Source organism: Micromonospora sp. DT63 (assembly GCF_049841615.1).
Lineage (GTDB): Bacteria > Actinomycetota > Actinomycetes > Mycobacteriales > Micromonosporaceae > Micromonospora.
In genome coordinates, this window is the sequence record NZ_JBNCKQ010000005.1 from 280,523 (window position 1) to 307,035 (window position 26,513).

The 26,513-nt window shown below is 72.4% G+C and carries 29 protein-coding genes; 14 read left to right on the top strand and 15 right to left on the bottom strand.

Annotated elements, in window-relative coordinates:
• Positions 1-139 precede the first annotated feature (139 nt).
• Positions 140-508 (top strand): iron-sulfur cluster insertion protein ErpA, encoded by a 369-nt coding sequence (gene erpA, locus ACLQ27_RS20340; RefSeq protein WP_234587006.1) that lies wholly within the window; start codon positions 140-142, stop codon positions 506-508.
• A gap of 199 nt (positions 509-707) precedes the next feature.
• A complete protein-coding gene (locus ACLQ27_RS20345) occupies positions 708-1,685 on the top strand; it encodes a carbohydrate kinase family protein (RefSeq protein ID WP_234587004.1) in 978 nt (325 codons plus the stop codon).
• 250 nt (positions 1,686-1,935) lie between these two features.
• Here ACLQ27_RS20345 and ACLQ27_RS20350 read toward each other — a convergent pair whose 3' ends face one another.
• Positions 1,936-2,169: a sulfurtransferase TusA family protein gene (locus ACLQ27_RS20350; RefSeq protein ID WP_234587002.1), complete on the bottom strand. Its 234-nt coding sequence runs from the start codon at positions 2,167-2,169 to the stop codon at positions 1,936-1,938.
• Complete coding sequence (locus ACLQ27_RS20355; protein WP_425868150.1) at positions 2,166-3,317, bottom strand: cysteine desulfurase family protein; 1,152 nt, start codon at positions 3,315-3,317, stop codon at positions 2,166-2,168. Before ACLQ27_RS20355 ends, ACLQ27_RS20350 begins: the two co-directional genes overlap by 4 nt.
• A gap of 170 nt (positions 3,318-3,487) precedes the next feature.
• Between ACLQ27_RS20355 and coxB the strand changes: the two genes are divergently transcribed.
• Together coxB and ACLQ27_RS20365 are read left to right on the top strand one after the other, a co-directional pair.
• A complete protein-coding gene (gene coxB / locus ACLQ27_RS20360) occupies positions 3,488-4,459 on the top strand; it encodes an aa3-type cytochrome oxidase subunit II (RefSeq protein ID WP_234586994.1) in 972 nt (323 codons plus the stop codon).
• Positions 4,460-4,468: 9 nt separating this feature from the next.
• The gene (locus tag ACLQ27_RS20365) at positions 4,469-4,894 is read left to right on the top strand and encodes a cytochrome c oxidase subunit 4 (RefSeq protein ID WP_234586992.1); all 426 of its coding nucleotides are present in this window, start codon (positions 4,469-4,471) and stop codon (positions 4,892-4,894) included.
• Positions 4,895-5,097: 203 nt separating this feature from the next.
• Here the strand turns inward: ACLQ27_RS20365 and ACLQ27_RS20370 are convergent, their stop codons facing one another.
• The 4 genes from ACLQ27_RS20370 to ACLQ27_RS20385 all read right to left on the bottom strand — a co-directional run bounded on the left by ACLQ27_RS20370 (position 5,098) and on the right by ACLQ27_RS20385 (position 8,194).
• Positions 5,098-5,304 (bottom strand): hypothetical protein, encoded by a 207-nt coding sequence (locus tag ACLQ27_RS20370; protein ID WP_357496702.1) that lies wholly within the window; start codon positions 5,302-5,304, stop codon positions 5,098-5,100.
• Between the two features lie 245 nt (positions 5,305-5,549).
• Entirely contained in the window at positions 5,550-6,614 is a 1,065-nt protein-coding gene (trpD, locus tag ACLQ27_RS20375) for an anthranilate phosphoribosyltransferase (RefSeq protein WP_234586988.1), read from the bottom strand.
• A gap of 89 nt (positions 6,615-6,703) precedes the next feature.
• Positions 6,704-7,099, bottom strand: coding sequence for a hypothetical protein (locus ACLQ27_RS20380; protein WP_007463197.1), 396 nt, complete (start codon positions 7,097-7,099; stop codon positions 6,704-6,706).
• Between the two features lie 105 nt (positions 7,100-7,204).
• On the bottom strand, positions 7,205-8,194 hold the full coding sequence (locus tag ACLQ27_RS20385) for a cytochrome c oxidase assembly protein (RefSeq protein WP_357496705.1): 990 nt from the start codon (positions 8,192-8,194) through the stop codon (positions 7,205-7,207).
• A 108-nt stretch (positions 8,195-8,302) separates the two neighbouring features.
• Between ACLQ27_RS20385 and ACLQ27_RS20390 the strand changes: the two genes are divergently transcribed.
• The 5 genes from ACLQ27_RS20390 to ACLQ27_RS20410 all read left to right on the top strand — a co-directional run bounded on the left by ACLQ27_RS20390 (position 8,303) and on the right by ACLQ27_RS20410 (position 13,465).
• Positions 8,303-8,902 carry an aa3-type cytochrome oxidase subunit III gene (locus ACLQ27_RS20390; RefSeq protein ID WP_039906645.1) on the top strand — a complete coding sequence of 200 codons (600 nt, stop codon included), beginning with the start codon at positions 8,303-8,305 and terminating at the stop codon, positions 8,900-8,902.
• A 72-nt stretch (positions 8,903-8,974) separates the two neighbouring features.
• A complete protein-coding gene (locus ACLQ27_RS20395; protein WP_357496707.1) occupies positions 8,975-9,811 on the top strand; it encodes a cytochrome bc1 complex diheme cytochrome c subunit in 837 nt (278 codons plus the stop codon).
• Positions 9,812-9,875: 64 nt separating this feature from the next.
• Positions 9,876-10,964: a cytochrome bc1 complex Rieske iron-sulfur subunit gene (locus ACLQ27_RS20400; RefSeq protein WP_234586981.1), complete on the top strand. Its 1,089-nt coding sequence runs from the start codon at positions 9,876-9,878 to the stop codon at positions 10,962-10,964.
• Positions 10,961-12,592 carry a cytochrome bc1 complex cytochrome b subunit gene (locus tag ACLQ27_RS20405; RefSeq protein ID WP_357496710.1) on the top strand — a complete coding sequence of 544 codons (1,632 nt, stop codon included), beginning with the start codon at positions 10,961-10,963 and terminating at the stop codon, positions 12,590-12,592. Before ACLQ27_RS20400 ends, ACLQ27_RS20405 begins: the two co-directional genes overlap by 4 nt.
• A 192-nt stretch (positions 12,593-12,784) precedes the next feature.
• The gene (locus ACLQ27_RS20410) at positions 12,785-13,465 is read left to right on the top strand and encodes a DUF4142 domain-containing protein (RefSeq protein ID WP_234586977.1); all 681 of its coding nucleotides are present in this window, start codon (positions 12,785-12,787) and stop codon (positions 13,463-13,465) included.
• Positions 13,466-13,551: 86 nt separating this feature from the next.
• Here the strand turns inward: ACLQ27_RS20410 and ACLQ27_RS20415 are convergent, their stop codons facing one another.
• The 5 genes from ACLQ27_RS20415 to ACLQ27_RS20435 form a co-directional block, all read right to left on the bottom strand.
• Positions 13,552-13,839 (bottom strand): Lrp/AsnC family transcriptional regulator, encoded by a 288-nt coding sequence (locus ACLQ27_RS20415; RefSeq protein ID WP_007463184.1) that lies wholly within the window; start codon positions 13,837-13,839, stop codon positions 13,552-13,554.
• 132 nt (positions 13,840-13,971) lie between these two features.
• On the bottom strand, positions 13,972-14,838 hold the full coding sequence (locus ACLQ27_RS20420; protein WP_425868154.1) for a nucleotidyltransferase family protein: 867 nt from the start codon (positions 14,836-14,838) through the stop codon (positions 13,972-13,974).
• A complete protein-coding gene (locus ACLQ27_RS20425) occupies positions 14,835-15,377 on the bottom strand; it encodes an NUDIX hydrolase (RefSeq protein WP_234586973.1) in 543 nt (180 codons plus the stop codon). Before ACLQ27_RS20425 ends, ACLQ27_RS20420 begins: the two co-directional genes overlap by 4 nt.
• A 53-nt stretch (positions 15,378-15,430) precedes the next feature.
• Positions 15,431-17,224: a RelA/SpoT family protein gene (locus ACLQ27_RS20430; protein WP_357496809.1), complete on the bottom strand. Its 1,794-nt coding sequence runs from the start codon at positions 17,222-17,224 to the stop codon at positions 15,431-15,433.
• 128 nt (positions 17,225-17,352) lie between these two features.
• Positions 17,353-19,107, bottom strand: a complete 1,755-nt coding sequence (locus ACLQ27_RS20435; RefSeq protein WP_425868156.1) for a DEDD exonuclease domain-containing protein — start codon at positions 19,105-19,107, stop codon at positions 17,353-17,355.
• A gap of 126 nt (positions 19,108-19,233) precedes the next feature.
• Here ACLQ27_RS20435 and ACLQ27_RS20440 point away from each other — a divergent pair, with 126 nt between their 5' ends.
• Entirely contained in the window at positions 19,234-20,664 is a 1,431-nt protein-coding gene (locus tag ACLQ27_RS20440; protein ID WP_357496714.1) for an NYN domain-containing protein, read from the top strand.
• Between the two features lie 124 nt (positions 20,665-20,788).
• Entirely contained in the window at positions 20,789-21,202 is a 414-nt protein-coding gene (locus ACLQ27_RS20445; protein WP_234586966.1) for a hypothetical protein, read from the top strand.
• Positions 21,203-21,251: 49 nt separating this feature from the next.
• On the opposite strand, the gene ACLQ27_RS20450 is transcribed toward ACLQ27_RS20445, so the two are convergent.
• Entirely contained in the window at positions 21,252-21,584 is a 333-nt protein-coding gene (locus ACLQ27_RS20450) for a hypothetical protein (RefSeq protein ID WP_234586963.1), read from the bottom strand.
• 23 nt (positions 21,585-21,607) lie between these two features.
• Positions 21,608-22,000, bottom strand: a complete 393-nt coding sequence (locus ACLQ27_RS20455; protein ID WP_234586961.1) for a hypothetical protein — start codon at positions 21,998-22,000, stop codon at positions 21,608-21,610.
• Between the two features lie 386 nt (positions 22,001-22,386).
• On the opposite strand from ACLQ27_RS20455, the gene ACLQ27_RS20460 reads away from it, so the two are divergent.
• The 3 genes from ACLQ27_RS20460 to ACLQ27_RS20470 all read left to right on the top strand — a co-directional run bounded on the left by ACLQ27_RS20460 (position 22,387) and on the right by ACLQ27_RS20470 (position 25,202).
• Positions 22,387-22,620, top strand: coding sequence for a hypothetical protein (locus tag ACLQ27_RS20460; RefSeq protein WP_234586958.1), 234 nt, complete (start codon positions 22,387-22,389; stop codon positions 22,618-22,620).
• A gap of 201 nt (positions 22,621-22,821) precedes the next feature.
• Positions 22,822-24,081, top strand: coding sequence for a M48 family metallopeptidase (locus ACLQ27_RS20465; protein WP_425868159.1), 1,260 nt, complete (start codon positions 22,822-22,824; stop codon positions 24,079-24,081).
• Positions 24,078-25,202 (top strand): glycosyltransferase family 4 protein, encoded by a 1,125-nt coding sequence (locus ACLQ27_RS20470; protein WP_357496718.1) that lies wholly within the window; start codon positions 24,078-24,080, stop codon positions 25,200-25,202. Before ACLQ27_RS20465 ends, ACLQ27_RS20470 begins: the two co-directional genes overlap by 4 nt.
• A gap of 13 nt (positions 25,203-25,215) precedes the next feature.
• On the opposite strand, the gene ACLQ27_RS20475 is transcribed toward ACLQ27_RS20470, so the two are convergent.
• Both ACLQ27_RS20475 and ACLQ27_RS20480 read right to left on the bottom strand, forming a co-directional pair.
• Positions 25,216-25,884, bottom strand: a complete 669-nt coding sequence (locus ACLQ27_RS20475; protein WP_357496720.1) for a lysophospholipid acyltransferase family protein — start codon at positions 25,882-25,884, stop codon at positions 25,216-25,218.
• Between the two features lie 13 nt (positions 25,885-25,897).
• Positions 25,898-26,482, bottom strand: coding sequence for a TetR/AcrR family transcriptional regulator (locus ACLQ27_RS20480; protein WP_357496722.1), 585 nt, complete (start codon positions 26,480-26,482; stop codon positions 25,898-25,900).
• Between the last annotated feature and the right edge of the window lie 31 nt (positions 26,483-26,513).

Genomic DNA, 26,513 nt, shown 5'->3' on the forward strand with positions numbered 1-26,513 from the left:
TGGGGCGCTGGTCCCGCCACGCGGGTACGTCCGGCCGGGGCGGCGTACGATCGGAACCGGACCACAACCGGGAATCACTGGACGGCGCGCGGCGTTGGCCAGTGCGTCCGGACCCAAAACCGCGCAGGGAGACTTCCACGTGACCACGCCAGCGCAGACCGAGTCGACCGAGGCCCAGGCCCCTACTTCCGTCGTCCTCACCGACGTCGCGGCGCAGAAGGTCAAGGCCCTGATCGAGCAGGAGGGCCGCGACGACCTGCGGCTCCGCGTCGCGGTGCAGCCGGGCGGCTGCTCCGGCCTGCGGTACCAGCTCTTCTTCGACGAGCGTTCGCTCGACGGTGACGTCGTCAGCGACTTCGGTGGCGTCGAGGTCGTCGTCGACCGGATGAGCGCCCCCTACCTGTCCGGCGCGACGATCGACTTCGCCGACCGGATCGACGCCCAGGGCTTCACCATCGACAACCCCAACGCGGGCAACTCCTGCGCCTGCGGCGACTCGTTCAACTAAGTCGCGCACCACGCACCACCGACGACGGGGCCGTCCTGCGGGACGGCCCCGTCGTCGTGTCGGGCCGATGGTGGGAGCGGTCCCGGGTGACCCGGGTGCACGGGTGGACGGGCGGTTGCCGTTGCCCGACCGACCGGACACGTCCGGGTTGCCGGGCCGGTAGGCTGACCGCGCCCTGCTCCCGACCCTGAGGGTTGACATGAAGATCGCCGTGACCGGCTCGATCGCCACCGATCACCTGATGAGCTTCCCGGGTCGGTTCGCCGACCAGCTCATCGCCGATCAGCTGCACAAGGTTTCCCTCTCCTTCCTGGTGGACGACCTGGTGCTCCGCCGTGGCGGGGTCGCGGCGAACATCTCCTTCGGCATGGGGCAGCTCGGGCTGCGCCCGGTGCTGCTCGGGGCGGTGGGCGCGGACTTCGCCGACTACCGCTCCTGGCTGGAGCGGCACGGCGTGGACTGTGACTCCGTGCACATCAGTGAGGTGGCGCACACGGCGCGGTTCGTCTGCACCACCGACACCGACATGTGCCAGATCGCGTCGTTCTACGCGGGTGCGATGAGCGAGGCCCGCAACATCGAGCTGGCCCCCGTCGCCGACCGGCTCGGCGGGCTGGACCTGGTGCTGGTCAGCGCCAACGACCCGGAGGCGATGCTGCGGCACTCGGCCGAGTGCCGCAGCCGTGGGTACGCCTTCGCCGCCGACCCCTCCCAGCAGCTCGCCCGGATGCCCGGCGAGGACGTGGTGGCGCTGATCGAGGGCGCCGAGTACCTGATGACCAACGACTACGAGAAGTCGCTGCTGCAGAGCAAGGCGCAGCTGACCGACGACCAGTTGCTGGACCTGGTCAAGGTGCGGGTCACCACACTGGGCAAGGACGGCGTGGAGATCGCCGGCCGCGGCATCGACCCGATCCACGTGCCCATCGCCCGGGAGATCCGGGCGGTCGACCCGACCGGGGTGGGCGACGGCTTCCGGGCCGGTTTCTTCACCGCGCTCTCCTGGGGCCTCGGCCTTGAGCGGGCCGCCCAGGTCGGCTCCCTGCTGGCCACGCTGGTCCTGGAGACGGTGGGCACCCAGGAGTACGACGTCCGCCGCGACCTGTTCGTCAAGCGCCTCGCCGAGTCCTACGGCGACGCCGCCGCCGAAGAGATCCGCCCCCACCTCCTCCCGTAACCCCCGCCCCACCCAGCTCAACCTTGCCCGCCCCGCCCCGCCCCGCCCCGCCCCGGCCCCAGCCCCAGCCCAGCCCCAGCGATCTTGCACTTTCTGTCGCTGTTTCGCGGCTTATGCGCGGTTTTGTCGCGGCAGAAACTGCAAGATCGCGGGGCGGGGCGGGGCGGGGCGGGACGGGGCGGGGCGGGATCGCGGGGCCGGGCGGGGTCGGGCCGGGATCGCGGGGCCGGGATCGCGGGGCGGGGTGGGGTTAGTGGGTGCGGCGGATGTCGTAGGCGGGGCCGTCCGGGCCGGTCACCGCGCCGAGGAACTCCTGGCCGCGCATCCGGCACCAGGCGGGGATGTCCACCGCCGCGGCCGGGTCGTCGGCGAGCACCCGGACCACCGTGCCGACCGGCACCTGCGGCATCCGACGGGCCGCCGCGATCACCGGCAGCGGGCAGCGCTGGCCCCGGCAGTCGAGCACCTCGTCCGGCATCGTCACAGCCCCACCACCCCGGCGTCGGCGCGCAGCCCGGCGACGATCCCGGGCAGTTCGGCGAGGAACCGCTCGACGTCGGATTCGGTCGTGTCCCGGTGCAGGCTGACCCGGACGTTGCCGTGCGAGAGCACTCCCATCGCCTCCAGCACGTGCGACGGCCGCAGGGTGGACGACGTGCAGGACGAGCCGGACGACACCGCGAACCCCCGCCGGTCCAGCGCGTGCAGCAGCGTCTCGCCGTCGACGTACAGGCAGGAGAACGTCACCAGGTGCGGCAGGCGCAGGACCGGGTCGCCGACCACCTCGACGTCGGGCACCTCGGCCGCCACCCGCGCCCGGATCCGGTCCACCAGCGGCGCCAGCCGGGCCTCCTCGGCCGCCGCGTCGGCCGCCGCCGCGCGCAGGCTCGCCGCCGCCGCCACCACCGCGGGCAGGTTCACCACCCCTGGCGTACGCCCACCCTCGCGCTCGTCGGCCGGCCAGGGCGACTCCCAGCGGGTGCCCTTGCGGACCGCCAGCAGCCCCACCCCGGGTGGCCCGCCCCACTTGTGGGCGCTGGCGCTGAGCATGGACCAGCCGGCCGGCAGGGGCACCCGCCCGACCGACTGGGCCGCGTCGACGTAGAGCGGCACCCCGACGTCGGCGCAGACGGCCGCCGCCTCGGCGACCGGCTGCACGGTGCCCACCTCGTGACTGGCGGTGATCAGCGCGGCCAGCGCGACGCCGGGCGCCCGGACGGCCGTCGACCACTCGGCCAGATCCAGCCGACCCACCCGGTCGACGGGCACCGCGTGGGCGACGCCGCCGGCCGCGAGGTGCCGCTCGGCGGCGTGCAGGACTGCGGAGTGCTCGATCGCGGAGTGCACCAGGGTCGCCCCGGTCCGGTGCCGTCCCGCCAGGCCACCGAGCACCGCGCCGTGGGCTGCGGTCGTACCGCTGCTGGTGAAGGACAGCTCGTCGGCGCGGACGCCGAGCGTCTGCGCGGCCGCCTCGCGGGCGGCGTCGAGCAGTTGCCGCGCGCGGCGTGCCTGGCTGTAGAGCTTTCCCGGGTCGGCCCAGCCGTCCTCCAGGGCGGCCAGCAGCGCCTGCCGGGCGACCGGATGCAGGGGCGCGGCGGTCGCCGCGTCCAGGTAGACCGAAGAGGCGCTCACGGATCAGTACGCTATCGCGACGTTATGCCCAGGATCCCCCCGATGGGGGCGGACAGTGACCCCACCACGGCCGAGTCCGTCATGGTCGAGTAATCTGCGACCGTCGGTGACGCCTTTGCCGCCGGTGCGCAGGAAAGACGCACCGCGGCGCGCTAGGGAGGCAGGACCAGGTGGTCGCAAGGAGTTCGGAGGTACGGCCGTCGGCCGTACGGCACGGTGCTGCCCCAGGGGTCGGTGGACGCCGGGGACGCGGTGCTGGTCGGTTGGCCGGGCTCGGTCTCGGGGGCGTGGCACTGCTGGTTCTGCTCACGGGCTGTGACGTGGGCCAGACGTTCGACGGCTTCGGTTGGCCGCAGGGCGGCATCTCGGCCGAGTCGCACCGGATGTACGACCTGTGGATCGCCTCCTGCGTCGCCGCGCTCGCGGTCGGCGTCTTCGTGTGGGGCCTGATCTTCTGGTGTGTCGTGCGCTACCGCAAGCGCGGCAACGCGCTGCCGGTGCAGACGCGTTACAACCTGCCGATGGAGTTCCTCTACACCATCGCGCCGATCCTGATCGTCTCCGTGCTCTTCTACTACACGGCGATCGTGCAGACCGACGTCGACAAGTTGTCGAAGAACCCGGACGTCACGGTCGAGGTCGTCGCCTTCAAGTGGAACTGGCAGTTCAACTACCGCGACGGTCAGGGCACGGAAGCCAAGACCACCGCGTCGACGCTCGGCACCAGTGAGGTCATCCCGGTGCTCGTGCTGCCGACCAACCGGTCCATCCGGTTCGAGGAGACCAGCCGCGACGTCATCCACTCCTTCTGGGTGCCGGAGCTGCTGTTCAAGCGGGACGTCATGCCGGGCAAGATCCGCAACGTCTTCGAGGTCTCCAGCCTGGATGCCGAGGGCGCGTACGTCGGCCGCTGCGCCGAGCTGTGCGGCAGCTACCACGCGTTCATGAACTTTGAACTGCGGGTGGTCTCGCCGGAGAAGTACGACCAGTTCCTCGCGGCGAAGCAGAGTGGCAAGTCGACTCAGGACGCGCTGGCCGCGATCGGCGAGCAGCCGTACGCGGAGACCACGCAGCCGTTCGACACCCGACGGACGCAGAGCAACTTCAACCCGGACGACGCTCCGGCCGGCACGGGAAGCTGAGGCAGCCGCATGAAGACCGAGTGGCGTATCTTCCTGATCATCGCCGGGTTCCTCTTCGGCGCGACCATCCTCTACGGCGCCTGGACCCACGGTGAGTCCGGCAACATCGAGTGGGTGGGCACCGTCGCCCTGCTGCTGTCGTTCCTGCTCTGCTCGATGTGCGGTGGCTTCTTCTGGTTCGTCTCCCGCCGTATCGATCTGCGCCCGGAGGACCGGCCGGACGCTGAGATCGCCGATGGCGCCGGTGAGGTCGGCTTCTTCAGCCCGGGCAGCTACTGGCCGTTCGGTCTGGCGCTGGCCGCCGCGATCGCCGCGCTGGGCATGGTGTTCTGGCAGTTCTGGCTGATCGGCGCCGGCCTGGTGGCGGTCGTCTTCGCCGCCTGTGGCCTGCTGTTCGAGTACTACACCGGCACCCGGCGCACGGCCGAGCACTGATCCACCCGGTCGCCCGGCGCGACCGATCCCGTACCGCCACGAAGGCCCGCACCCTCCTCGGGGGAGCGGGCCTTCGTCGTGGCGCATCCGGATGCGACCGCGTCGGCGCGGTGGGGGTGGCGGCCCACCGGCGTTGCGGGGCCGGTCGGGGCGGCGCCGGTCGGGGCGGCGCGGGTCAGGCGGCTCGGGTCGGGCGGCGCGGGTCAGGCGGCGTAGCGCCGGGTGGGCTGGCGACGGCGGCGGTCGGCCAGCCGGGTGACGGGGGCGGCGAACGTGGCGATCACCACGGCCGCGCCGCAACCGGTGCAGATCAGCTCGGGACAGTCGCTGCCGTGGCCGTCAGCGCAGGGCGGCGCCTCGAACGGTGCCACGCCCTCGCAGACGTCGCAGTAGAGATCGCGGTGCGACACGGGCGTCTCCTCTCACTCCAGGCGAGCCGCAGCCGAAATGCGACAGCGACGCACATCGGAAGCGGAGAACTACTCGCCTGTAGTTTCCCACGCGGGTCCGACAAATCTCCGCGCCGGCCGTCCGCGCACCGTCCGCCGGGCACCGACGCCACCCGGACGTGGGCCACCCCGCGTTCGGCCGGACACCTGCGGATGCCAGGCATCCCGGTTCGGTCGCCCGGGACGCTCGCGTCCCACGCGGCGGATCAGGCGGTGGTGGCCGCCTCGGCGGTGGTGGCGGTCTCGATCCAGCGGTCCAGGGTGGCCGCCGCCGCGCCCGAGTCGATCGACTCGGCGGCGCGGTCCAGGCCGGCGCGCAGCGCCTCGGTCAGGTCGCCGTCCAGCGGACCCTGGGTGGCGAGCGCCGCCGCCGCGTTGACCAGCACCGCGTCGCGGACCGGGCCGGTCTCACCGGCCAGCAGGCGACGGGCCACGCCGGCGTTGTACGCGGCGTCACCGCCGCGCAGGTCACCGAGGGTGGACCGGGGTACCCCCAGGTCGGTCGCGTCCAGCACAGCCTCGCGTACGGTGCCGCCCTGTGCCGCCCACACCCGGGTCGGCGCGGCGGTGGTGAACTCGTCCAGCCCGTCCTCGCCGCGCATCACCAGCACCGAGTCACCCCGGGCGGCGAACACGCCGGCCATCACCGACGCCATCCGTGCGTCGAAGCAGCCGACGGCGCCGGCGCGGGGGCGGGCCGGGTTGGTGAGCGGGCCGAGGAAGTTGAACACGGTGGGGACGCCCAGCTCCCGGCGGACCGGCCCGGTGTGCCGCATTCCCGGGTGGAACCGGGCGGCGAAGCAGAACCCGATCCCGGCCTCGGTGACGCAGCGCACGATGGCGTCCGGGTCGAGGTCCAGCGGGACGCCGAGGAACTCCAGCAGGTCGGCGGTGCCGCAGGAGGAGGACGCCGCCCGGTTGCCGTGCTTGACCACCCGGACACCGGCGCCCGCCACGACCAGGGCGGCCATGGTGGAGATGTTGACCGTGTGGGCGAGGTCACCGCCGGTGCCCACCACGTCGAGCGCCGTCGAGCGCAGGTCGTCGGGCAGGTCGACCGGAACGGCCCGGCTCAGCATGGTCTCCACCAGGCCGGCCAGCTCGGCCGAGGTCTCGCCCTTGGCCCGCAGCGCCACGGCGAAACCGGCGACCTGCGCGGCGCCCGCCGAGCCGGCCATGATCTCGCCCATGGCCCAGGCGGTGTCGGCGGTGGACAGCTCCTCGCCGCGCAGCAGCGAGTTGAGCAGGTGCGGCCAGGTCCGATCGCCCATTGCGGGCCTCCCGAGCGTACGAAGTGCGGGTGGGCTGGAATCGGCGCCGGCTGGTCCGGCGCCGTGTCGGTGCCGGAGAGCGGGGGACGTCAGGCGGGTGCGTGCGTCCGCAGCAGCTCGGCCACCGTGCTGCCGGTGGTCACCGGGTCGAGCGGGTGCACCAGCGTCGCGTCGACCTCGGCGTACGCGGCGAGCCATCGGTCCGCGGCGCGGGCGATCACCAGGCAGGTGGGAGGGGCGTCGTCCCGATCGTCCTTGATCTGGCGGGCGATGCCGATGCCGCCGCCGGGGCTCGCCTCACCGTCGAGCACCAGCAGGTCGATCTCGTAGTCGTCGACCAGCCGGATGGTCTCGGCGTACGTCGACGCGTCGACGAACTCGATCTGCAGCCCGGGGGCGGGCCGGGTGCCGACAGCGAGCCGCATCCGGTCACGGACCTGCGGGTCGTCGCTGTAGAGCAGGACGGTGCACAGACGATCGCTCATGGCTGACAGGCTCCCACCTCGTAGCTGCCCGCCGATCGTACCGGTCGACGTGACGTAGTCGACATCCCGCCCGACGCTCGGCCGCTGGCGTACCGTCTGCGCAGCTCAGGTCGTCGCGGCGTCGGCGGCGCGCTCGCGGGCCTCCTGGCGGTCCAGCTCGCGGTCCACCCGGCGGGCCTCCCGTTCGGACTGCTTCACCCACTGCACGACCAGCACCGCGAGCATGGTCACACTGACGAACTCACCGCCGGCCCAGAGGATGCCCCCGGCGACCACCTGGTCGGCCTTGGGGTCGGCCCAGCTCAGGTTGAGCGACGGATACCAGTCGCCGCCGAAGAGCGTGGTGCTCTGCATGATGGTGAGCCCGAGCACGGTGTGGAAGGGCACGGAGAGCAGCATCAGCAGGGCCCGCGCCGGGTACGGCCAGCGGCCCGGGAGCGGGTCGAGGCCGAGCAGCGGCCAGAAGAACACGCAGCCGGTCATGATGAAGTGCGCGTGCACCAGCTCGTGCGCCCAGGCGTGTTCCAGGGTGAAGCGGTACAGGTCGCTGAAGTACAGCGCGAACGGGTTGACCACGAAGATGGCGAACGCCACCAGCGGGAAGCTGTAGACCCGGGCGACGCGGCTGTGCACGATCGCCAGGAGGCGCTTGCGCGGCCCGACGGGCAGGGTCCGCAGGGCGAGCGTCATCGGTGCGCCCAGCGCCAGGAAGATCGGCGACACCATGGAGAGCACCATGTGCTGGACCATGTGCACCGACAGCAGCGCGGTGTCGTAGGCGTGCAGCCCGCTGACCGTGACCAGCGCGATACCGCCGAGGCCGGGGCCGAGGAAGAACGCCGTACGGGCGATCGGCCAGCGGTCCCCGCGGAGGCGCAGCCGGTGCACCCCGTAGAGGTAGAGGCCGGCGGCGAGCACCAGGCCCAGGGCCAGCCAGCTGTCCAGCCGGGTCTCGGTGAGCACCGCGCCGACGGTGAACGGCGGCGGGGTCGCCCCGGCCCCGGCGGCGAGCACCGACGGGCCGGCCGGAGTGGCCGCGAGCACATCGGCCGGGACGGCCGAGGTGGCGGCGAGGATCAGATCGACGTGCAGCACGCTTTTCAGGCTAGGCCAGGCGAACCGGACCCTGACGCCCGGGCCACGGAAGGCGCAGGTTTGCCACCCCGCTGATCGCCGGCCCCGGTCAGGGGCAATAATGACGGCGTGACTGCGGCCCCAGCCATTGACAAGAGCCGGATCCACTCTCTGACGCGACCCAACATGGTCAGCGTCGGGACGATCGTGTGGCTCTCCAGCGAACTCATGTTCTTCGCGGCGCTCTTCGCGATGTACTTCTCGATCCGTGCGGCAGCGCCGGAGCAGTGGGAGAAGCACACCGAGTCGCTGAACATCCCGTACGCGACCACCTTCACGGTGATCCTCGTGCTGTCCTCGGTGACCTGCCAGCTCGGCGTCTTCGCGGCGGAGAAGGGTGACGTGCACGCGCTGCGTCGCTGGTTCACCGTCACCTTCGTGATGGGCCTGATCTTCGTGCTCGGCCAGGTGAACGAGTACCGCCACCTGGTGGAGGACGGCGTCAAGCTCAACGTCGACGGTTACGGCTCGATGTTCTACCTGACGACCGGCTTCCACGGCCTGCACGTGACCGGCGGTCTGATCGCCTTCATCATCTTCATGGTCCGCACGACCATGGGCCGGTTCACCCCGGCGCAGGCGACCTCGGCGATCGTCGTGTCGTACTACTGGCACTTCGTCGACGTCGTGTGGATCGGCCTGTACGCCATGATCTACTGGCTTCAGTGATCTTGGCGCGTCACGAACCGCGCCGCTGCTCCGTCCCCTGAGACAAGGTCCAACCGGTTAAGGACACAGCTCATGACTTCTGACAACGACCGCCGACGCGGTCTGCTCGCGCGCTTGCGCGGGCGGCCCGCCGCGCGCAGCAGGGGCCGCCGCCGGCTGGGCGCCGCGGTCCGGCTGTTCGCCGCGCTGATGCTCGCCGGCGGCGCCTACACCGTCTTCGCCCCCGGTGCGCAGGCGCAGGACAATCCGCCGCTGACCGGCGCCGCAGCCGAGGGCAAGGCGCTGTTCGACGTGAGCTGTGTGACCTGCCACGGACGCAACGCCCAGGGCGTCGAGGGCCGCGGGCCGAGCCTGATCGGCGTCGGCGCGGCCTCGGTCGAGTTCCAGGTCAGCTCGGGCCGGATGCCGCTGGCCCGCCAGGAGGCCCAGGCGCACCGCAAGCCGCCGGTCTTCACCGACGAGCAGACCCGTCAGCTCGGCCAGTACATCCAGGAGCTGGGTGGCGGCCCGGTCGTCCCCGAGGGCGACGACCTCCGCGACGGCGGCAACGTCGCGGCCGGCGGTGAGCTGTTCCGGATCAACTGCTCGCAGTGCCACGCCTTCGGCGGTGGCGGTGGCGCGCTCTCGTCGGGCAAGTTCGCCCCGAGCCTGCACCCGGCCACCGACCGGCAGATCTACGCGGCGATGCTGAGCGGCCCGCAGAACATGCCGGTGTTCGGCGACAACCAGATCACGCCGGAGCAGAAGGCCGACATCATCGCCTACATCCAGGAGACGCTGAAGACCGACCAGGACCCGGGCGGGTTCAACCTCGGTCGGTACGGGCCGTCCACCGAGGGCCTGGCGATCTTCCTGGTTGGCATTGTGGCGCTCGTGTTCGCTAGCCTGTGGATTGCGGGCAAGTCGTGACCGAGCGGATCGTCAGATTCAGTGCCGTGGTGCCGCTCGGCGCCACCCGTAGCGAGGTGACGGCATGAGCACGCACACCGAGCACCAGGCCCCGCAGGGCCGGGAGCCGCTCGACGTGAACGACCCCAGGCTGACCCGGTTCGACATCGTCCGTGAGGGCGCGCGTCGGGACGACATCGAGATCGTGCACTACGAGCCGCAGGTGCTGCCCGGCACCAAGGCCGAGCGTCGGCTGACCCGGGTGGTGGCCGGCTTCTTCCTGATCACCGGCCTGGCGGCGACCGCGTTCCTGGCCATCTACATCTGGTGGCCCTGGCAGTACGCGCCGGGCCGCGGCGGCGACAAGTTCTACACGCCGCTGCTGGGCGCCACCCTCGGCATCGCGCTGCTCGCCGTCGGCTTCGGCATCCTGACCTGGGGCAAGAAGTTGCTGCCCAAGGAGGTCTCGATCCAGGACCGGCACGAGGGCGCGGTGGACGCCGACGGTCGCACCATCACCGGCCAGACGATGCTCTACATGGCCGACGAGCTGGGTGTGAAGCGTCGTCCCCTGCTCGGCATCTCGCTGCTCGCCGGTCTCGCGCCGGTCGCCGCGGTCGCGGCGGCGCCGCTGGTCGGCGGCCTGATCTCGCAGCCGCACAAGAACAACCAGATGTTCACCACCGGCTTCGCCACCCCCGAGGGCGGCCAGCGGATCCGGCTCGTCCGCGAGGACGGCCGCCCGGTGCGCCCGGCGGACATCAGCACCGGCGGCCAGTTGACGGTCTTCCCGGGCATCGAGCACGGCGTGAGCAACAGGCACGCCGACTCGCCGACGCTGCTGATCCACCTGCGTGACTCGGACGCGCAGGAGTCGCGCCGGGCCAACGAGCGGGTCGGCCACGGCGACTACATGTGGGGCAACTACGCGGCGTTCTCCAAGATCTGCACGCACGCCGGCTGCCCCGCGAGCCTCTTCGAGCAGCAGACCAACCGGCTGCTCTGCCCGTGCCACCAGTCCCAGTTCCTGATCACCGACAACGCCCGGCCCGTCTTCGGCCCCGCCAGCCGGCGGCTGCCGCAGCTGCCGATCGAGGTGGACTCCGAGGGCTTCTTCGTGGCGAAGTCCGACTACACCGAGACCGTCGGGCCTGATTTCTGGGAGCGGCCATGAAGCGTCGAAAGTTTGACCTGGCAGCCACGCCGGGCAAGGCCGCGGTGGGGGTGGACGACCGCTTCCAGGTGGCCACCCCGCTCCGTCGGCTGCTGAACAAGGTCTTCCCGGACCACTGGTCGTTCCTGCTGGGCGAGATCGCGCTGTTCTCGTTCATCGTGCTGCTCCTGACCGGTGTGTTCCTCACCTTCTTCTACGAGCCGGCGATGACCGAGGTGGTCTACGACGGCAGCTACGCGCCGTTGCAGGGCACCCCGATGTCCGCCGCGTACGCCTCCAGCCTGGACCTGTCGTTCGACGTCCGCGGTGGCCTGGTGATGCGGCAGATGCACCACTGGGCGGCGCTGCTGTTCATGGCCGCGATCGTCGTGCACATGCTGCGGGTGTTCTTCACCGGCGCGTTCCGCAAGCCGCGTGAGACCAACTGGATCATCGGCTCGCTGCTGTTCTGGGTCGGCTTCCTGGCCGGCTTCACCGGCTACTCGCTGCCGGACGACGGCCTGTCCGGCACCGGTCTGCGGATCGCCTCGGCGATCATGCTGTCCATCCCGGTGATCGGCTCCTGGCTCACGTCGTCGATCTTCGGTGGCGAGTTCCCCGGCACGATCATCATCAGCCGGTTCTTCATCGCCCACGTCCTGCTGATCCCGGGTCTGCTGCTCGCGCTGATCAGCGCCCACCTGGGCCTGGTCTTCAAGCAGAAGCACACCCAGTGGCCCGGCCCCGGCCGGACCAACGGCAACGTGGTCGGCGAGCGGATGTTCCCCCGCTACGCGCTGAAGCAGGGCGGCTTCTTCATGGTCGTCTTCGGCGTCATCGCGCTGCTGGGCGGTCTGTTCCAGATCAACCCGATCTGGCTGTTCGGCCCGTACGAGGCGTGGGTGGTCTCGGCCGCCAGCCAGCCCGACTGGTACGTCATGTTCCTCGACGGCTCGACCCGACTCATGCCGGCCTGGGAGATCAACATCCCGATCGGCGACGGGTACGTCATCCCGCCGCTGTTCTGGCCGACGGTCGTGCTTCCCGGCATCCTGGTCGGCCTGTCGACGATGTACCCGTTCCTGGAGGCCCGGCACCTCAAGGACCGCAAGAGCCACAACCTGCTCCAGCGGCCCCGTGACGTTCCGGCCCGTACGGCCGTCGGCGCCATGGCCGTCGCCTTCTACATCGTGTTGACGCTCTCGGGCGCCAACGACGTGATCGCCGACAAGTTCCAGATCAGCCTGAACGCGATGACGTGGGCGGGCCGGGTCGGCCTGCTGATCGCCCCGCCGCTGGCGTACTACATCACCTACCGGCTCTGCCTGGGTCTGCAGCAGCACGACCGGGAGGTGCTCGCGCACGGCGTGGAAACCGGCATCATCCGGCGCCTTCCGGACGGCCGGTTCGTCGAGGTCCACCAGCCGCTGAGCGCAGCGAACGGGCACGCGGACGGCCACGGCGAGCTGGACTACGTCGGCTGGGTGGTGCCGAAGAAGATGAACCGGCTCGGGGCCCTCGGCCCGGCGGTCCGGGGCTTCTTCTACCCGATCGAGAAGCCGGTCGAGGCGCCGGTCTCGCCGGGTCACCCGCCGGTCGAGCCCCGCGGAGAGCGCGCGGAGATCGGCAGCGGCGAGAGCCGCCACTGACCCGACAGCAACCCCTCGTGGCGCCCGCCGGCCTTCCGGGGGGCGCCACGTCGTTGTCGGTGTCCCGTCGCCCATCCGAGCAGGAGTCGGACGGCCACGGCGGGACCGGTCGACCCCGCGCGTCGGGCGATCGCAGGAATAACCCCCGTGAGCCGGGTATCCGTGCGGTCCAACGTCTCAAGGGGGGGAAGCATGTTGGGTCTCAAACGCCTCGGCCTGTTGGCCGCGCTGGTGCTGGTAGGTGTCGCGCCGGCTGCGGCCGCGCAGGCCGCGGCACAGCCGTCGACGCAGGACACCCAGTATCTGCAGGCGGTGCACCAGGTGAACCTGTTCGAGATCACCGCCGGTGACCTGGCTCAGCAGAAGGGCCAGAACCAGGGGGTCAAGGACCTGGGCGCGATGTTCAAGACCGACCACACCCAGCTGGACCAGACGGTGCAGCAGACCGCGTCCCAGCTCAACGTCCAACTGCCGAACGAGCCCACGGCCGACCAGCAGGCGGTCATCGACAAGCTGAACAACGCCAGCGGCGCGGAGTTCGACAGGCTCTGGGTGACCAGTGAGCTGGCCGGTCACGTCCAGGCCATCCAGGCCACCCAGACGGAGATCTCGCAGGGCTCCGAGCAGTCGGTGGTCCAGTTGGCGCAGACCGCCCTGCCGACGCTGCAGGCGCACTACGACGAGCTGGTTCAGCTCGCCAACCAGTTGGGCATTCCGGTCCCGCAGACGAGCGCCAGCGGTACGCCCAGCCCGGGTACCTCGGCACCGGCTCCGGGTGGCACCACCACCGAGTCGCCCGCTCCGGGTGGCATCACCGAGTCCCCGGAACCGGGCCTCGGCACCACCGAGCGGCCCGCTCCCAGCGAGAGCTGACGTAGCGGCAGCAGACGGCCGGTCCACCCGCGCGGGTGGACCGGCCGCGCCACGTCCGGGGCCGGCCGTCCGCGCGGCCGGGCGGGTCAGTCGGCGTCGGCGAGGCCGATCGCGAACGTCTCCTCGAGGTCGAGCTGGGAGTACGCCCGGAACGCGATGTGCGACTCCGTGTTCAGCACACCCGGCACCTTGGAGATGCTGCCCGCGATGACCTGTGCGATCTGGTCGAACTCGCGGACCCGGACGATGGCGATGAGGTCGACGTGCCCGGCCACCGAGTAGACCTCGCTGACGCCGGTGACATTGGCCAGGGTCTCCGCCACCTCGGGGATCGCGTCGGTGGCGCAGTCGATCAGCACGATCGCGGTGATCACGGGGCAATTCTCCGTTCGTCGGCGTCGTCGCCCATGCTAGATGTTCCCGACGGGACCGGGGTCGGGTGTACCCGACGCCCGTCCTCCCGCGCCCGCGCGGTAGCCAGCAGCCCGCCGGCGCGGGTGTGCGGGTCAGCCGTGGGCGGCGGCGTGCACCGTGCCGCCGTCGCCGAACCGGATCACGTCGTGCAGCCGCTCGCCGCTGCGCACGAGGGCGTCCGGCCAGACCACGGTGCGGCGCACGTCGCCCTCGACCCGTGCGCCCGCGCCGACCACCGACTCCAAGCAGCGGCCGGTCACCGTGGCGGCCGGGTCGACCAGCACGTCGCCGCCCGCGGCGTGCAGGTTGGCCGCCAGGTAGTCGGCGGGGGTGCCGGTGTCGTAGAACGTGCCCGGGTAGGGCACGACCTCCAGCGCGCCGGCCGCCTCCGCCGGACGCCACACCGCGCGTACCAGGTCGGAGAAGACCACCGGCAGGTCGCGGACCAGTCGCCACGGCAGCAGCGAGAAGCCGGTGAAGCAGTGCCCGGCGAAGGTGCCCGGTGCGGTCGGGTCGGGGGCGGGCTGCCCGAGCAGGCGTACGGAGTCCCCGTCCCAGCCGTCCAGCAGCGCGGCCACGTCCGGGCCCGGGGGAGTGGCGGGGTCGGCCAGGTACGCGTCGGCGTTGCCGACCAGCACCGGCCGACCGGCGATCCAGTCCCGCAGGTTGGCCACCCCACCGGCGGTGCCGAGCGGGTCACCGGGCTCCACCGACAGGTGGGCGCGATCGCCGACATGCGCGACCACCTGGTCGGCCAGGTAGCAGGCGTTCACCGCGACGCGTGCGGGACCGCTCAGGCCGAGGCCGGCCAGGCGGGCCAGCGCCCGGTCCAGCAGTGGCATGTTGCCGACCGGGCAGAGCGCCTTGGGCACCCGCGCGGTGAGCGGGCGCAGCCGGGTGCCCTCACCCGCGGCGAGCACGACCGCGCAGACGTCCGCCGGCCCGCCCGTTGCGCTCACGGCGCGGTGTCGGGCACCGGAGGCGGGAACTGCCCGGCCAGGGGCCCGATGTCGTAGTAGGCGAGCAGCCGGGCCGTCGGCCAGGTCAGCTTGGGCAGGTCGTCCAGCGGATGCCAGGCGGCCTCGAAGACCTCCGCGCCGTCGACGGTCAGTTCGGTGCTGGACGCCGGCACCTCCGTCTCGAAGACCATGTCCACCCAGCCCTTGGCGTGCACGATCGCGTTCGGCACCGCCGGGCGCAGCCGGGACGGTGCAAGCCGGATGCCGGACTCCTCGAACAGCTCCCGGGCCGCCCCCACGACCGGAGGCTCGGCCCGGTTGAGCAGGCCGGCGGGCAGTGACCAGCCCTTGCCCGGGGGTTGGCGCAGCATCAGCAGCCGGCCCGCGCCCGTCGCCTCGGAATCGCGGACCAGGGTGACCGCCCCGACGATGTACTTGGGCACGGCCAGCTTGACCAGGCGACGGCGCACCGGCAGAGGCAGCCGGTAGAAGGCCTGGTAGAAGATGGCCCGACCGGTGGCGCGGGAACGGGGGATCATGACCCCAGGCTAGTGGTCACGAATGTCCTTCGGACGCGCTGGGGCCGGGCCGGTCACTGTCGATGGTCGACCAGGTCGATGAGCTGGCGTACCACGGTGTCCGGTTCGATCACCCGGTCGAAGACCGCGACCAGCAGGGTCTCCAGGTCGGGATAGCCCAGCTCCTCGGAGAGCCGCAGCAGCGGCAGGTCGCTGGCGAGGCCGCGGTTGTGCTGGCGCAGGGCGAGCCCGATGGTGGCCCGACCGAGGCGGACCTTGTCGCTGATCGTGATGCCCGGCTCGGTGTGCTCGGCGAACCACCTGTTGATCTGCATCTGCGCGTTCGGCGACTTGACGAAGCCCAGCCACTCCTTGCGCGGGCCGCGTGGCGCCACGCCAGCCTCGAAGCCGTTGTCGCCGTCGCTCTCGGTGAAGATCTCCACCACGTCGCCCTCGTCCAGCTCCGAGCTCAGCGGCGCGAGCCGGCCGTTGATCCGGGCGGCGAGGCAGTGGTCGCCCCGCTGGCTGCCCAGCTCGTACGCCAGGTCGACAGGTGTGGCGCCGGCCGGCAGCACCACCTGACGCCCGTCGGCGAAGACCTGGATCTGGCCCTCGGCGAGGTCGCAGCGCAGCGACTCGTAGAACTGGGCCGGGTCGGCCGCGTCCGGCTCCCAGTCGAGCACGCGGCGCAGCCAGTCCAACTGCTCGGCGCGCGCCGCCGCGCCGCCGCTGCCCGAGCGCGGGAAGCGGAAGTCGGCGGCGATGCCGTACTCGGCCGAGCGGTGCATCTCCTCGGTGCGGATCAGCACCTCCACCGTGCGGTCCTGTGGGCCGCAGACGCTGGTGTGCAGCGAGCGGTAGAGGTTGTTCTTGGGTGAGGCGATGAAGTCCTTGAAACGGCCCGGGATCGGCCGCCACGTGCCGTGGATCGCGCCCAGTGCGGCGTAACAGTCGGTGGCCGGGCCGTCGACCACCACCGAGATGCGGGGCAGGTCGTACGGGGCGGTGTGGCCGCCGGCGATGGTGTCCTTCCAGATCGAGTAGAGGTGCCGCGGGCGCGGGCTCACCTCGGCGTCGACCCGGCTGCGGCGCAGCGCCACCCGGGCCCGGGTCACCACCGCGTCGAGGTACGAGTCCCACCCGGGCCGGTCGTGCACGTGCCGGGCCAGCCGGGCGTGCTCCTCGGGCTCCAGGTGCAGCAGCACCACGTCGTCCAGCTCGCGCTTGAGGGTCTGGATGCCCAGCCGGTCGCAGAGCGGGACCAGCACCTCCTGGGTCTTGCGGGCGATCCGCTCCCGGGACGCCGCGGAGCGCACACCGAGCGTGCGCATGTTGTGCAGCCGGTCGGCCAGCTTGATGATCAGCACCCGGACGTCCTTGGCGGCCGCGACGATCATCTTGCGGATCGTCTCGGCCTCGGCGGCCTTGCCGTAGAACGCCTTGTCGAACTTCGTCACCCCGTCGACCAGGTGGGCCACCTCGCCGCCGAAGTCCTCCGACAGCGCCTGGAGCGTGTAGCGGGTGTCCTCGACCGTGTCGTGCAGCAGCGCCGCCACCAGGGTCGTGGTGTCCATGCCCAGCTCGGCGCAGATCTGCGCCACCGCGAGCGGGTGGGTGATGTACGGTTCCCCGCTCTTACGGAACTGACCGCGGTGCATGTTCTCCGCGATCGTGTACGCGCGGCGCAGCACGGCGGGATCGGTGCCCGCGTGGATGCCCCGATGGGTGCGGACCAGGTGGGTGACCGGGTCGGAGTCGGTGGTCGGCCAGGTCAGCAACGACCGCAGTCGGCGGGTCAGGGGCAGCTCACCCGACCGGGTCGGCAGGGCGCCCCCCAGGGCGGCGCCGTGTCCGGCGTCGACGTCCACGAGGGACACCTCCTCACCCCGGCTCCGCGACCGCCGGACCGGGCGATCGGGAGCAGGCCCACGAAACGGGCAGGACTGCACTTCTCTAACAGCCTAAGGGAGTCGACGTAGTCCGATCGGTCAGTTGGTCATGAGCGTTCGGTCGAGAGTTGGTGCGACGCGCCGCTCTCGGCCTTCGCCAGCAGGTCACGGAAGCGGCCCGCCCCGCCCGCCGGCGAGGACCAACCGGACGACATCTCGACCAGCCGGGTCTCCGGCCGCTCCAACCAGGACAGGATGCGCTCGGACTCCTCGGCCGTGGCCGACGGCACCGGGCCGTGCCCGCCCGACACCGTCTCGGCGGTGGCCCGGATGGCGTTCAGCGTGGGTCGCGGGTGGACGCCGGGCGGGGACACCCCGGCCCCGGCCAGGCGACCGTGCCGGACCAGGGCCAGCTCCCAGCCGCCCCGGGCGGCCGGTCGGGCGGCGGCCAGCTCCACGATCCCGGTCAGCGCCGCCAGCCGCTGCATCCGCACGGTGGCGCGCAGCACCGCGGCCAGCCGGGACCGCACCACGGCGGCCTCCTCGTAACGCTGGTCGGCCGCGAGCACGTCGATCCGCGCCAGCAGCGCGTCCACCACGGGCTGCGGGTCGCTGGCTGTCGCGGTGCGGAACGGACCGGCTGCTCTGTCGTCGTACTCCTCGGGGGTGATCTTGTGCTCGCAGGGCGCCGGGCAGCGACCGAGCTCGGCCAGCGCGCAGGCCGGCGTGACGGTGCGCAGCGAGAGCCGGTGCGTGCACTGGCGCAGCGGCACCGCGTCGTGAAAGCCGGCGGCGGCCAGCTCGGCGGCCCGCCGGGAGGTGAAGGGCCCGAGGTAGGCGGTGTCCGTGGGGGAGATGTCGCGCACGATCGACAACCGGGGGTACGGACCGTCGGTCAGCTTGAGCCACACCATCCGCTCCGGGTATTTCGACCGCCTGTTGTACGGGGGAGCGTGCGCGGCGATCAACCGCAGCTCGCGGACCTCCGCCTCCAGCGAGTGGGCACACTCCACCGCCTCGACCCGCTCGGCAGCGGCCAGCATCTCGGAGATCCGGGCACGCTTCTCGCCGGCCGTGAAGTAGCTGCGCACCCGGGTGGCGATGTCGCCCGAGGTGCCGACGTAGAGCGGCCGGTCGTCGGCGGCCCGGAAGATGTAGACGCCGGGCACCCTGGGCAGCCCCTCGGCCAGGTGTCGCTTGCGACGCTGCGTCGGGGTGACCGCGCGGGCGAACTCGATGGCGTCGCCGACGGTGTCCACCCGGTGCCCACCGAGCCGGCCGATCAGCCCGTGCAGCACGTCGACGGTGGCCTTCGCGTCGTCGAGCGCCCGGTGGGTGGGCTGGGTGGCGGTGCGGAAGTAGGCGGCCAGGGTGCCCAGCTTGCGGTTGGGCACCTCGTCGCGGGTCAGCACCCGGCGGGCCAGCGCCGCCGTGTCCAGCACACGCGGATTGGGCCAGCGGTGCCCGTGCTTCGCGCAGGCGGCCTTGAGGAACCCCACGTCGTACGGGGCGTTGTGGGCGACCAGCACCGCGTCGGCGATGAACTCCAGGAAGCTGGGCAGCACCTGCTCGATCGGCGGCGCCGGCACCAGCATGGCCTGGGTGATCCCGGTCAGCACGGTGATGAACGGCGGGATCGGCTGCCCCGGGTTGACCAGGGTGGCCAGCTCACCCAGGTGCTCGCCACCGCGCACCTTGACCGCGCCGATCTCGGTGATGCCGCCGCCGTCGGGTGCGCCGCCGGTGGTCTCCAGGTCGACCACCACGAAGGTCGTCGCGTACAGCGGCAGGGCCGGGTCCACCCCGCCCACCGCCGGGTCGAGACCGGCAAGTGACTCCTGGACGTACTCCGCCTGTGCCATCGGCGGCACGCTAGCGCCCCGGTCCGACACTCCCGTCGCAGCGGTCCCAGCAGTCACCATGGGGCTAGGATGAGAGATCGGCTCACCAACGGGCGGTGGGCCCGGTCGCGGTGGGAGACTTGCCACATGCCCCTCACCGAGCCGTACGATGACCACCTCCCGCAGGAGGATCCGGTCGCGGGCGACGGTGCCGTGGGCGACCCGGACAGCGGTGACACTCCTGCCGATTCGGGTGGCGACCCGGCCGTCGAGCCCGAACCGACACTGCCCGAGCCGGTCCGGCAGCGGATCGTGGCGCTGACCGCCGCAGTGCTGCCCACCCTGCCCGCCGACGAGGTGCCGGTGCCGCTGCGCCGGGTGGCCAAGTTCGCCCCCAACCGCCGGGCCCGACTCGGCGCCCCGGCCATCGCCGCCCAGCTCACCGCCGACCCCCTGTTCCGGCAGCGGGTCACCGCGCGGGTGCTGGCCGACGCCGGTGACCTCGGCGCGGCAGTGGTCGAGGGCACCGCGCCGGCCGCCGCCGATCCGGTCGAGGTGGCCGCGCTGGCGTACCTGGCCCGGCCCCGTGGCTGGCGCGAGCTGATCGACTCCAGCGGCGCGGCGGTCCGCGCCGAGGCGGACAGCGCCGTCGTCGCCGAGCTGGTCCGCGAGGCCGAGCAGCGGGCCACCCGCGCGGAGCACGACCGGGCGGTGGCCCGGGTCGAGGCCGACAAGCTCCGCGACGAGCTGGCGCGGGTCCGCGAGGAGCTGGGCCAGCTCCGCGAGGAGTCCCGGCAGCTGGCCCGTACCCTGCGCGAGACGCAGACCCGTGAGCGCAAGGCCAGCGAACTCCTGGCCACCGAACGCGGCCGGGCCGCGCGCGCCAGCGCCGACGTGGACGCCGAACTGCGCCGCGCCCGCGCCCGGCTCGCCGAGGCGGAGGCCGCCGCCGGGGTGGCCCGGGCCAGCGCCAAGGAGGCGCGTTCGGTCGACGACGCCCGCCTCTGGCTGCTGCTGGAGACCATCGGTCAGGCCGCCGTCGGGCTGCGCCGGGAGCTGGCGCTCGACCCGGTGGACAAGCTCCCCGCCGACTTCGTCGCCGACGCGTTCGCCGAGCACCCGGGCGCCGCCCCGGCCGGCCCGGCCGCCCGTGCCCGCGACACCGACGACCCGGCCCGGCTGGACCAGTTGCTCGCCCTGCCCCGGGCGCACCTCGTGGTGGACGGCTACAACGTCACCAAGCGTGGCTTCGGCGAGATGTCGCTGGAGCAGCAGCGCAAGCGCCTCATCACCGGTCTGGGCGGGATCGCCGCGCAGACCGGCGACGAGGTCACCGTCGTGTTCGACGGCGCCGAACGGATGCACGGGCTGCCGCCCGCGCCCCGCGGCGTGCGGGTGCTCTTCTCCCGCAAGGGCGAGACCGCCGACGAGCTGATCCGCCGCCTGGTCCGCGCCGAGCCGGCGGGCCGCCCGGTCGTCGTCATCTCGTCCGACCGCGAGGTCGCCGACGGCGTACGCCGGCACGGCGCGTACCCGCTGGGCGCCGACTCGCTGCTGCGGCGCCTCGCCCGGTCCTGACCGCGCGAGCGGGCCGAGGAGTCGGGGCGGGCAAGAATACGGCGAGGTTCCTGCAGGTTCGGTCGGCGACGGTGTCCGCATCCGCCCGGCACCGCCGGGCACCGGACAAAGGCAGGCGTACGACATGAGAAAAAGACTGCTGGGCACCATCCTCGGCACGGTTGTCACACTGGCGGCGCTCCTCGTCGCTCCGGGACCGGCCCAGGCGGCCTCGGGTGGCGGCTGCACCGGCGCCTACCCGATCAGCTCGTGCATCTCGTACCAGGGCTCCAACCAGACCGTGGTGGGCGACTTCTACATGAACGCCATACCTGACCAGTCCCGGTGCACGGCGTACCTGCAGCTGCGGACCACGAACAACGGCAACAGCTCCTGGATCTACTACGACCTGAGCCGGACCGGCCGGTTCGGGCCGATCAGCCGCAACGTCAACGTGATGAACAACTTCAAGGGCTCCGCCGTGGCGGTGGTCGAGGTCTACACCTGCAGCGGAACGTTGCACGGCATCTTCACCAGCCCTCGGGTGTACTACCCGTGACGTCCGGATCCGGCCGCTGGTGCGTCGGCGCCAGCGGCCGGATCGCGGGTCAGACGCAGCGGGAGACGGCGGGGTTCGGGTCGTGCCCCGTGTTCACGTAGTCACCGGCGAGCATGCCGCTCGCGTTGCCGTAGAACGCGTTGTACCAGACGGTGTCGCCGTTGACCGACGAGCCGGGCGCCCAGCAGTTCAGGTAGACCGACTGGCCATTCGGGATCGTGAGGATCACCGAGCACTGCGAGTTGTTGAGCCACTGGCAGTAGCGCAGGTTCAGGTCCGTCTGCGTCTGGAAGTAGCCGCCGGCGAACGCCGGTGTGGCGACCAGGCCGACCGCCGCGGTCACCGTGACGGCGCAGGCGGCCAGGAGACGTCGTGGAAACATGTCGTCAACCTCCGGCGATCGGGTCAGTAGGAGCAGTACGGGGAGTCCATGATGTCGAGGGCTACCGCGTAGCCGTACGGCTCGAGGTAGGCCAGCTCGCCCGGGGAGACGCAGACCCAGTCGCCGTTGGAGTAGAAGATCTTCGCGCCGTCGTCGTTACGGCTGTTGTAGACCCAGTCCGCGCCCCGGCTGCGGGACCCGAGGGTCTGGTAGTAGTTGTCCTGGAACGACGCGGTCGGCGGGGCGCCGTCGTACGGGTTCCCGGTCACCCAGAAGCAGACGCGGGGGTAGTTGCAGCCGAGCGCCGAGGTGGCCTGCGCGGGCGTGGCGACGAGCCCGCCCGCGGCCGTCGCGATGGCCGCGAGGAGCGCGCCGGCCGAGAGTCGGGATCGTGTGATCGAGGATGGTCCACGCATGAAGTCCTCCGGTGGGTCAACGTGGGGACGGCCGGTTCCACTCGGCCCGGCAGGTGCGCCGGTGGACCTCGTCGGGCGGTGGATCGGCCGTACCGCAACGATCGCAGCGGCCTCTGGCGGGGGACAGGCGCTTGACCGGCAGTTGACCGGCGATTGGAACAGACGCGATCGACAAGCGTGCGCGCGTGATCGACACGGGATCGCCGATATCGGGGTGTCCGGCCGGTCGGGATACCCCGATTTCGCTGATCTGGAGTCGATCTAGCCCTCAACGGGGCGGTGCGGGCGGTTCTGTCGTACCCGGTGGATAGCGTCGATGTGACCGACGGTGCTCGGGTGACGACGACAGGGTGTCGACCGCGCATCGCGAGCGATCAGGAGGCGTGATGCTCATCGACTGCGACGGGTGCGCGAAACGGGCCGACGGCTGTTCCGGCTGCCCGCTGACCGCCCTGTTCGACGAGACGTCCCCGGCGGCCGGGCTGGTCGCCGCCGAGGTCGAGGCGATCGAGGTGCTCGCCCGGGCCGGCTTCGACGTCGAGGTGCTGGCCGCGCCCGCGCGGCCCGACGCCGCCCCACGGCCGGGTGCCCCCGGGCGCCGGGTCCGCCGGGTGGCCTGACTTCCCGCACGACTGAGTTCCCGCACGACCACCCGCGCCGGCCCCCGACGGAGCGCGACACCGCGGGCGAAGCGGGCTTTTCGCGGGCCATAGGATGGGCGGTCACGGCGGGAGGAGCGGCGGGATGAGCGGGGTACGACGCGAGCGCGGCGGGCCCGTCGGTGCCACGCGCGCCGGCGCCGCACGGCAGGGGATGCCCCGGTGACCCCGCGCGGCTGGGCGCTGCTGACGCTGGCCGGGTTGACGGTGGCCCTGCTGGTGACCGCCGCGCTGTTCATACCCTGGCACCGGCCACCGGCGCCCCGCGCCGACCAGCTCGCCGCGCTGCGTGACCTCCCGGCGGAGCAGGTGGCCAAGGCGCGCGAATTCCGTTCCGCGCTGCGCCCCGGCAGCTACGCCGCGCTGGCCGTCGGGCTGCTGATCGCCGTCGCGCTCGGTCTCACCCCGCTAGGCAGCCGCCTGGTCGAGCTGGTGGGCCGGCCGTTCGGTGGGCACTGGATCGCGCAGGCGGTGCTCGGCGGTCTCGCCGTGGTGCTCGTCGCCGACCTGCTCACCCTCCCGTTCTCCGCCTGGCGGCAGAGCGTGCTGACCCGCTACGGGCTGAGCACCAACGGGTGGAGCGGCTGGACCGTCGACCTGCTCAAGTCGTACGCGGTCAGCGCCGTGATCGGCGCGGTGGCGCTGTTCGGCTTCTACGCGGTCATCAGGTTCGCGCCGCGCTGGTGGTGGGCGTTCGGCGCGGCGGGCGCGGCCCTGCTGGTGGTGCTGCTCTCGTTCGTGCTGCCCGTGCTGGTGGAGCCGGTGTTCAACAAGTTCACCCCCATGGAGCAGGGTCCGCTGCGCACCGAGCTGATGAGCATGGCCGCCCGCGACGGGGTGCCGGTGCGCGACGTGCTGGTCGCCGACGCCTCGCGGCGCACCAGGGCGGTCAACGCGTACGTCTCCGGCCTCGGGCCGACCCGCCGGGTGGTCGTCTACGACACGCTGCTGAGCGAGGGCACGCCGGCCGAGGTGACCGCCGTGGTGGCGCACGAGTTGGGGCACGCGAAGGACTCCGACGTGACGGTGGGCACGCTGACCGGGGCGCTGGGCGCGGCCGCCGCAGTGGTCGCGCTGTACCTGCTCGGCTCGTGGGGGCTGCTACTGCGGTTGGCAGGTGTCGACTCGGTGGCCGATCCACGCGCGTTTCCGCTGCTGATCGCCCTGGTCACGGTGGCCGGCCTGGTCGCCACACCGGTGCAGGCGCTGATGTCCCGGCGGGTGGAGGCGCGCGCCGACGCGCACGCGCTCGCGCTCACCGGCGACCCGGTGGCCTTCGAGTCGATGCAGCGCCGCCTCGGCTCGGTCAACCTCGGCGACCCCGATCCGCCGCGTTGGGAATACCTCTACTCGGCCTCGCATCCGTCCACCGTGGAGCGGATGGCCGCCGCCCGCGCGTACGCCCGGGAGGCCGGCCTGTGAGCCGCACGCTGCTGATCACCAACGACTTCCCGCCCCGTCCGGGTGGCATCCAGTCCTTCGTGCACAACCTCGCCGTGCGTCAGCCGGCCGGGTCGGTTGTCGTGTACGCGTCGAGCTGGCGCGGCGCCGCGAAGTTCGACGCCGACCAGCCGTTCGAGGTGATCCGCGAACGCACCCGGGTGCTCCTGCCCACCCCGCTGATCGCCCGCCGGGCGGCCCGCCTCGCCCGCACGTACGACTGCGACACGGTGTGGTTCGGCGCGGCGGCCCCGCTGGGGTTGCTCGCCGCCGGCCTGCGCCGCCGCGCGGGCGTACGCCGGGTGGTGGCGCAGACCCACGGCCACGAGGTCGGTTGGGCGGCGCTCCCGGCTGCCCGGCCGGCGCTGCGGCGCATCGGTCGGGGTGTCGACGTGACCACCTACCTCGGCGAGTACACCCGGGTCCGGCTGGCCCGCGTGCTGGACGGGGTGACCGACCTGCGCCGGTTGGCGCCCGGGGTGGACGTGGACACCTACCACCCGACGGTGGACGGCGAGCCGGTCCGGGCCCGGTTGGGGCTGACCGACCGGCCGGTGGTGGTGTGCGTGTCCCGGCTGGTGCCGCGCAAGGGTCAGGACATGCTGATCCGGGCGCTGCCGGAGATCCGCCGCCGGGTGCCCGACGCGGCGCTGCTGATCGTCGGCGGCGGTCCGTACCGGGCGACCCTGGAGAAGCTGGCCCGGCAGACGGGCGTCGAGCGGGACGTGGTGTTCACCGGTTCGGTGCCGTCGGCCGAGCTGCCGGCGCACTACGCGGCCGGCGACGTCTACGCGATGCCCTGCCGCACCCGCAACCGCGGCCTGGACGTCGAGGGGCTGGGCATCGTCTACCTGGAGGCGTCCGCGACGGGTCTGCCGGTGGTGGCGGGGGACTCCGGCGGCGCCCCGGACGCGGTCCGTGAGTCCGAGACGGGCTACGTGGTCCGCGGCCGCGACGTCGCCCAGCTCGCCGACCGGGTGGCCCGGCTGCTCGAAGACCGGGATCTGGCCCGCCAACTGGGCGCGGCCGGCCGGGCGTGGGTGGAGCGGGAGTGGCGCTGGGAGGCGCAGGCACAGCGGATGGCGGCTCTGCTCGCCGGCTGACCGCCGCTGGTGTTCAGGTGCGGGTCGGCCGGGGCGGGGCGTAGCGGGGCACGTACTCCTGGTCGGTGAGCCGTTGGATCGCGGCCATCACCTCGTCGGTGATCGTGCGGATGTCGCGGGGGCCGGTGATGCGCCCGGCGACCGGGATCGGCGGACCGAACCGCAGGGTGACCGGGTGTCGGCGGGGCAGCCGCGCGTCGACCGGCAGGACCTCGGCGGTGCCGAGCACACCGACCGGGATGATCGGCACCTCGGCGTCGCGGGCGAGCCGGGTCATGCCGACCCGACCCCGGTAGAGCCGCCCGTCCGGGGACCTGGTGCCCTCGGGGTAGATGGCGACGAGACCACCGGCGCGCAGCACCGGCACTGCCGCGTCGAGGGCCGTGAGGGCGGCCCGGCCGCCGGCGCGCTCGACCCGGATGGCGCCCATGCCGGCGACGATCTGCCGACTGAGCCAACCGCTCGGGCCTCGGCCGGTGAAGTACTCGGCCTTGGCCCAGAAGGTGACATGGCGCGGCGTCAGGCAGCCGAGGAACACCTCGTCGGCGACGGACAGGTGGTTGCCGGCGAGGATGGCGCCTCCCTGGCGGGGCACATGCTCCAGCCCTTGGACGCGGGGCCGCCAGCCCAGCCGCAGGGTGGTGCCGACGGTCAGTTTGCCGATGTCGTACAGCAGGGGCACGTCTTCTCCCGGTTCAGTGCGGCGCGGGGCCGAGGTGCGCGTCGAGCGCGGCCCGCAGCAGGGTGTCGTCGTCGGTGACGCCGGTGGCCAGCGGCAGGCTGCCCCAGGCCCAGAGCTGGGCGATGCCGTGCAGGTTGGCCCAGAGCGCGCCGGCCAGCACCGGGGCGGGCGCGGCGGCCGGCTGGCGTGCCTGGGCGACCAGGTCGACCAGGAGGGTGAACAGCGGCAGGCTCGTCTCGCGCAGCCGCAGACGACCGCTGGCCAGCAGGTCGTGGCGGAACATCAGCTCGAACATGCCGTGGTGTGCCGCGGCGAAGTCCAGGTACGTCCGGGCCAGCGCGACCAGGCGGGTACGCGGATCCGGGCCGGCCGCGCGCAGCGTCTCCTCGACGCGGGCGGTGAGGTCGGCGAAGCCCTCCCGGGCGATGGCGGAGAGCAGGTCGACGTGGGTGGGGAAGTAGCGGCGCGGGGCGCCGTGCGAGACGCCCGCCCGACGGGCGATTTCCCGCAGTGACACCGCCGACTGGCCCTCGCGCAGCACGAGGTCCACCCCGGTGGCCACCAGTCGGGCGCGCAGGCCCGCCTCCCCCTCGTTCATAGACAGTGTCTACCAGTCGGGCGTAGACGCT

Coding starts and splice junctions, on each gene's coding strand:
- ACLQ27_RS20345 (WP_234587004.1), top strand. CDS start 708: ATGAAGATCGCCGTGACCGGCTCGATCGCCACCGATCACCTGATGAGC.
- ACLQ27_RS20365 (WP_234586992.1), top strand. CDS start 4,469: ATGAAGACCGAGTGGCGTATCTTCCTGATCATCGCCGGGTTCCTCTTC.
- trpD (WP_234586988.1), bottom strand. CDS start 6,614: ATGGGCGATCGGACCTGGCCGCACCTGCTCAACTCGCTGCTGCGCGGC.
- ACLQ27_RS20380 (WP_007463197.1), bottom strand. CDS start 7,099: ATGAGCGATCGTCTGTGCACCGTCCTGCTCTACAGCGACGACCCGCAG.
- ACLQ27_RS20395 (WP_357496707.1), top strand. CDS start 8,975: ATGACTTCTGACAACGACCGCCGACGCGGTCTGCTCGCGCGCTTGCGC.
- ACLQ27_RS20400 (WP_234586981.1), top strand. CDS start 9,876: ATGAGCACGCACACCGAGCACCAGGCCCCGCAGGGCCGGGAGCCGCTC.
- ACLQ27_RS20405 (WP_357496710.1), top strand. CDS start 10,961: ATGAAGCGTCGAAAGTTTGACCTGGCAGCCACGCCGGGCAAGGCCGCG.
- ACLQ27_RS20410 (WP_234586977.1), top strand. CDS start 12,785: ATGTTGGGTCTCAAACGCCTCGGCCTGTTGGCCGCGCTGGTGCTGGTA.
- ACLQ27_RS20425 (WP_234586973.1), bottom strand. CDS start 15,377: ATGATCCCCCGTTCCCGCGCCACCGGTCGGGCCATCTTCTACCAGGCC.
- ACLQ27_RS20435 (WP_425868156.1), bottom strand. CDS start 19,107: ATGGCACAGGCGGAGTACGTCCAGGAGTCACTTGCCGGTCTCGACCCG.
- ACLQ27_RS20440 (WP_357496714.1), top strand. CDS start 19,234: ATGCCCCTCACCGAGCCGTACGATGACCACCTCCCGCAGGAGGATCCG.
- ACLQ27_RS20445 (WP_234586966.1), top strand. CDS start 20,789: ATGAGAAAAAGACTGCTGGGCACCATCCTCGGCACGGTTGTCACACTG.
- ACLQ27_RS20450 (WP_234586963.1), bottom strand. CDS start 21,584: ATGTTTCCACGACGTCTCCTGGCCGCCTGCGCCGTCACGGTGACCGCG.
- ACLQ27_RS20455 (WP_234586961.1), bottom strand. CDS start 22,000: ATGCGTGGACCATCCTCGATCACACGATCCCGACTCTCGGCCGGCGCG.
- ACLQ27_RS20460 (WP_234586958.1), top strand. CDS start 22,387: ATGCTCATCGACTGCGACGGGTGCGCGAAACGGGCCGACGGCTGTTCC.
- ACLQ27_RS20480 (WP_357496722.1), bottom strand. CDS start 26,482: ATGAACGAGGGGGAGGCGGGCCTGCGCGCCCGACTGGTGGCCACCGGG.